The 5,514-nt window shown below is 62.0% G+C and carries 7 protein-coding genes; 6 read left to right on the top strand and 1 reads right to left on the bottom strand.

Annotated elements, in window-relative coordinates:
- Positions 1-42: 42 nt before the first annotated feature.
- Entirely contained in the window at positions 43-165 is a 123-nt protein-coding gene (locus tag B3M53_RS14435) for a hypothetical protein (protein ID WP_267878754.1), read from the bottom strand.
- Between the two features lie 223 nt (positions 166-388).
- On the opposite strand from B3M53_RS14435, the gene B3M53_RS14430 reads away from it, so the two are divergent.
- The 6 genes from B3M53_RS14430 to B3M53_RS14405 form a co-directional block, all read left to right on the top strand.
- Complete coding sequence (locus B3M53_RS14430) at positions 389-859, top strand: nuclear transport factor 2 family protein (protein WP_273020001.1); 471 nt, start codon at positions 389-391, stop codon at positions 857-859.
- Between the two features lie 83 nt (positions 860-942).
- Positions 943-1,428 carry a hypothetical protein gene (locus tag B3M53_RS14425; RefSeq protein ID WP_273019999.1) on the top strand — a complete coding sequence of 162 codons (486 nt, stop codon included), beginning with the start codon at positions 943-945 and terminating at the stop codon, positions 1,426-1,428.
- A gap of 61 nt (positions 1,429-1,489) precedes the next feature.
- A complete protein-coding gene (locus B3M53_RS14420) occupies positions 1,490-1,918 on the top strand; it encodes a hypothetical protein (RefSeq protein WP_273019997.1) in 429 nt (142 codons plus the stop codon).
- Between the two features lie 133 nt (positions 1,919-2,051).
- Positions 2,052-2,423: a hypothetical protein gene (locus tag B3M53_RS14415; protein ID WP_273019996.1), complete on the top strand. Its 372-nt coding sequence runs from the start codon at positions 2,052-2,054 to the stop codon at positions 2,421-2,423.
- A gap of 11 nt (positions 2,424-2,434) precedes the next feature.
- Positions 2,435-3,481 carry a DUF481 domain-containing protein gene (locus tag B3M53_RS14410; protein WP_273019994.1) on the top strand — a complete coding sequence of 349 codons (1,047 nt, stop codon included), beginning with the start codon at positions 2,435-2,437 and terminating at the stop codon, positions 3,479-3,481.
- A 63-nt stretch (positions 3,482-3,544) separates the two neighbouring features.
- The coding region (locus B3M53_RS14405; RefSeq protein WP_273019992.1) for an alpha/beta hydrolase family protein at positions 3,545-5,514 on the top strand (1,970 nt) is incomplete at its 3' end.

Here is a 5,514-nt window from a genome sequence, read left to right as displayed (position 1 = left end):
CGAGGCGAGGCCGCGCCGTGTCAGGGCGCGGCGACAGACCCGTTATTTGCGGGTGCGGTCCATGACGCCGCCGACCGAAGTCGGGGACAGCGCCGCGCTGGCGGCTTTCTTGTCCGCTTTGGGCTTCTTGATTTCCTTGTTGGATCGTTTCTGGCCTTTGGCCATGGTGTGCTCCTTCGCACAGGGGCATCCAACGGATGCGCTCGCGCCATGATACGCCTTGCGCACGGCGATTGATATGATCATTCCAGCGCGGGCTGCGTCGGCGGCTTGAGGCGGTTTTGGGGGAGGCGCCTGTCTAAAAAGACATCTTTCAGACCCAAGGTTTTGCTGTCACGCAGGGGCGGAATGGATGAAGCTCAGGCCCCGTCACCTTGGAGTCTTGCTCATGTCCGTCTTGTTCGCCGCCGCCCTGATGTTCGCGCAGCCTGCGCCGGATGCGGGGGTTGAAACCCCTTTGCTGGAAACGGTCATTGCGCTGGATGCGCAGGTGTTTGAGGCGTTCAACTCCTGTGACGGCGAGGGGTTCGGCGCGTATATCGCTGACGGTATCGAATTTTATCATGATGTGGACGGGCTGATCCTGGATCGCGCGGCGCTGATCGAGGCCGTGAACACGTCGATCTGCGGCAATTTCCAGCGTCAGCTGACGCCAGGCTCCATCGAGGTCTGGCCGGTGCCGGGCTATGGCGCGATCCAGACCGGCTGGCACGCCTTCATCAACTATGGCGCAGACGAGCCCCATGGCCAGGGGCGGTTCCTGCATGTCTGGCGTCAGGACGCGGACGGATGGAAGCTCACCCGCATCGTCAGCTATGATCATGGCCCGTTTGACGGTGCAGGGCGCGCTCCTGACTAAAGCGCGCAATCGCGCAACGCTCACCTGATCTTAAAGACCTGTCGCCTAGTCTGTGGCCATCAGAACTGGACTGGGGGATCAGCATGACATTGAATTTTAAGGCGATGTGTGGCGCAGCGATCAGCCTGACGCTGACCGCAGCGATCGTGAGCGGGAGTGCGCTGGCGCGGCAGGATGAAAGCGCATCGCCATCGCCGCTCAATCAAATCTATCGTGTCGAATTCGGCAGCGCCCCGCCGGTCTATGGCGGCGCGATCTATTTCTCGTTCGGTGACGCTCTAATCGACAGCTACACCGAAACGGGCATTGGCGGTGCTGATCAACCCGGCGGGACCGGCACCTGGTATGCGGATGGGGGCGGCCGGATCTCCATTTTGGGCGACGCCGCGGATCCGGGTTATGAGGGCGAAGAATTGCCGCCGCGACCGGCCTTGCAGCTTCTCGCAGACGGCCAGAGCGAGGTCAGTTGCGAGTCTTGGCCGCACATTGAAGTGGGGGCCAGCGCGCAAGCCTCGGACCTGTGCTGGATTACCAATTCAAACGTGCTTTCGGTGACGCGGACGCAATAGCGCGAACCCCTTTCATGCTGCAAACACGGCCGCGCCCGAGCGGCGGGAACAGGAAAAGCTTATGAAAAAGATGATTATCGCCAGCCTCGCGCTGAGCCTTCTGACGCCGTGCGCCTTCGCCAATGACGGCCCGGCCGGTCAGGTCTTTCAGGCTGTGGCGACCCGCAACACCGATATGGCGCGGGTCGGCGACACCGCCACCATCCGCTTTGAAGAGGGTGGTTCGGTCACGGTGTCCGGCATCAAGGACGCCATGGGCAGCGACCCCTGGTCTACGGAGTGGAGCGAAACCAATAATGGCCGCTTCTATGTCGATGCCGACATTTTCTGGATGGATCCGTGGGGGGAACGTCCCGAATGCCGCAACTGGCCCGATTATCCGATCGGTGAAGACATCACTTCGGTCGGCGGTGACTGGGAAGCCACCGGCGTCTGCTGGCTCGGGCCGGAGGGCGGCGACCTCTCCTGGCGAATCACCCGTATTGAATAGGGTGATCGGGCGGCCACGCCTGGCCTCGTTCGCTTCAAGGGCCCCAGCTCATCGGTCACCTGTTCGCTGATAAGCGCGATCTTAACCCTGACTGTGCAAGCCTTTCGGGCAATTGAGCGACAGGGGGCGAGACATGACTTCATGGATGATCGGGCTGTTGGCGAGTTTGGCCCTCGTCAATCCGCGCGAGGGGGCGGTCAGCCCGGCCGGTCAAAGCTATGAGCTGAGTGAGTTTGGGTCTGTCTTCTTTGGTGAAGGCCCCAGCTCTGGCGGCGCCGAGCTTCGGCAGGACCTTCTGTTCTGCACGGCGGAAGCACGGTTGGACTGGCGTGTTGACGGCGACCAAATTGAGCTGAGTACGGGTAAGAATGCATGCGCCGAGGCGGACGCCAAGTTAAGTGACGCCTTTTCCGCGGACTGTCCCGACGGCTGGCCTGATCTGGAGGTCGGCGAGAGCCGGGATGTGTGCTGGTTCACCCTTGGTCCCGTAATGCGCACCGAATAGCAGGCCTAATCATGCGATCTGTCTTCCAATATGGGCTCGCCAGTCTGGCGATGGCCGTCTCCACCTCGGCGGCCTTCGCCGAGATTCCACCCGCTTATCGCAATCTGCTGGCTGAAGCGGACCGGCGCGGCATTGAGGATGCGCGGTTTGTTGAGACGGCAGATATGGTGGCGGTGCTGGTGCCCGGCGGTCGGGCGGCGGTGCATGCCGATGTCATCGCGCATTTGCCCAGCCGGGCCGGCGCGCTCAGCGACTGGCCGCTGCCAGAACCTGAGCCTGAAGCAGAAAGCGCACCCCAGTCTGACGCTGCACCTGAACACGAGCATCGCTCGCTCGGTGGTGGCCCGGTGGCGCTGGCGGGCGCACCGGAAGGGTCTGGCGGCTGGCTGGCCGCTCCGATCCGGGCGCTGCATGGCGAGCTATGGTCCGGGCAGATCCGCGCCGGCGTTCAGGTGGAGAACGGCAATTCCGAGCTGATTGATTTCTCGTTTGCGGTCGAGATCGACCGCCAATTGCCCCATGGCTGGCGGGTGGATAATCAGTTTGAGTATTTCCTGACCGAGCATGGCGACCGGACGAGCCGTGATAACTGGCTGGCGGAAAGCCGCATTTCCCGCGCGCTGGATTCCGGTTATGGCTATTATGCAGGCGGCTCGTACGAGCGCGACCTGGTCGGGGCCTATGAACAATCGGCCTTTGCGACAGCGGGCGGCGTTTGGCACGCCATTGACGGCGACCGGCTAGGTCTTGAGCTGCGGGCGGGTGTCGGCCATCGCTGGCGCGAGCGCGCCGGCAGCGGTGAAGCCTTGGGCGACTGGGTGGCGGAGGCTGCGTCTGATCTGACCTTCCAGATCAGCGACACCAGCCGGTTTGAATCCAGGACCACTGTGTATGGCGGCGGCGGATCCAAGATTGATCAACGCTTCACTCTGACCAATCGCCTGTTTGGTCATTGGGCGGTGCAGACCGGGCTTCATATTGAGCACGAGTTTGAAACCGAGCCCGGCTTCGAGCCGACCGATACGCGATTGGACGTGTCGCTGCTTTACGGCTTCTAGGCTTCCACGTTTAAAATTTTGCCCCTAGTCTTGATGCATCTGCGAAGACACGGGGGAAAGATCATGTCGCGTTTGCTTATGGGAGTGCTGGCAGGCGCGACCGCCATGTCTGTCAGCTTTGCGGGCTGGGCCCAGACCGCAGGCGGCCAGTCAGGATATGATGAAAGCCTGGAGGCGATTTCGCCGACGGACGAAGCGGTCAGCATCGGCCTTGCCGGTGAAGATCCCGCTGACATTGCGCGCTATTTGCTGGCCGCCAATGGTGCAGCCGGCGGCGCGCAACTGTCTCCGGATGGATCACAAGCGGCGTTCCGATGGTCGATAACCGGCGAACCCCAGCTGTGGATCATGCCGGCTGAAGGCGGACAGCCCACGCGCCTGACCTATGGCAATGGCGTGACTTTCTTCCGCTGGTCGCCGGACGGCCAGAGCCTGATCTATGGCGCTGACAATGACGGCAATGAGCAAGAAGCCTATTACCGCATTTCCGCAGATGGCCTGACCGAGCGCCAAGTCTTTCCCGCCGAAGCAGGCGATTTCCGGGTGTTTGGCGACTTTGGCGCGGACGGAGAAACCATCGTCTTCGCCTCAACCGCGCGTAACAATCTCGATTTCGACATCTACGCCGCCAATCTCGAGACCGGCGACCGGCAGATGATCTATGAAGGTTCGTTTGCGAACTATCCGGGCGCAATGTCGCCAGATGGACGCTATGTGACCGTCAGCCAGTCGCGCGGCGAGGATTCAGACGATCTCGCCTTGCTCAATCTGGCCACTGGCGAATTCACTCAGATTTCAGCGCCTGAACGCCGCGCTGCACACGGGTCGATCGCCTGGCAGGACGATTCCTCAAGTTTCTACCTCGTCTCCAACCGGGACCACGAATACAGCGCCTTGATGAAGTTTGACGTCTGGACCAATTCGTTCAGCGTCATTGAGACGGCGGAGCACGACATCGAAAGCGTGGATCTGTGCGGCGCAGATGACCGCTATCTGGTCTGGACCGTCAATGAGGGCGGCTATTCGCGTCTGCACACCAGAGATCTTGAGACAGGCGAAACGCTAGACACTCCTGCGCTGGCCGAGGGCGTTTACGGCGTCAGCTGCACCGATCAGTCCAGCCGCATTCTGATCAATGTGAACGGCTGGCGCACGCCGGGCGGGTTCCAACTCTGGGACATGCAAACCGGCGCGGTCTTCGACACCTTCTCGGCGTCCATGGCGGGACTGGACGCGGATCGCCTGGTGCGACCCGAAGATGTGCGCATCACCGCGCGCGACGGCGTCGAGTTGCAAGGTCTTCTGTATCTGCCCGACGACAGCTCGCGTCCCAGCGACGGCCTGCCGCCGGTGGTCTTCTTCGTCCATGGCGGCCCGACCGCGCAATCGCGACCGACCTTTGATGCGGTGGTCCAGTATCATGTGGATCGCGGCATGGCGGTGTTCGAGCCCAATGTGCGCGGCTCCACGGGCTTTGGTCATACCTATGTGACGCTGGATGATCGCGAAAACCGTCTGGAATCCATCGCGGATCTGGTGGACATGCTCAACTGGCTGGCCGAGGACGGCCGCGTTGACGCGGAGCGCGCCGCGGTCGTGGGCGGCTCTTATGGCGGGTACGCCGTGAACGCTGTGCTGGCGAATTTCCCCGGTCATTTCGCAGCAGGCGCGTCGCTGTACGGCGTGGCGGACTGGGTGACGGCGCTGGACATCGCCTCGCCTGGGCTCAAGGCGTCTGACCGGATTGAATACGGCGACATCACCGAGCAGCGCTGGCGCGATTACTACACCGAGAATTCGCCCATCCGTCAGGCGGATCAGATCAATGTGCCTGTGCTGTACTCGCACGGCGTCATGGATCCGCGCATCGACATTTATGAGACCGAAGTGATGGTGCGCACCCTGCGCGAGAACGGCGTGCGGGCGGACTTTATCCGCATCCCTGACGAGGGTCATGGCTGGCGCAAGCTGTCCAATCAGCTGTTTTACTATCGTCGTCAGGCCGAGTTCCTGGAAGAGGTGCTGGGGCTTGT

Source organism: Oceanicaulis sp. UBA2681 (assembly GCF_002354675.1).
Classification (GTDB): Bacteria; Pseudomonadota; Alphaproteobacteria; order Caulobacterales; family Maricaulaceae; genus Oceanicaulis; species Oceanicaulis alexandrii.
This window is presented reverse-complemented; position numbering and strand designations above follow the sequence as displayed.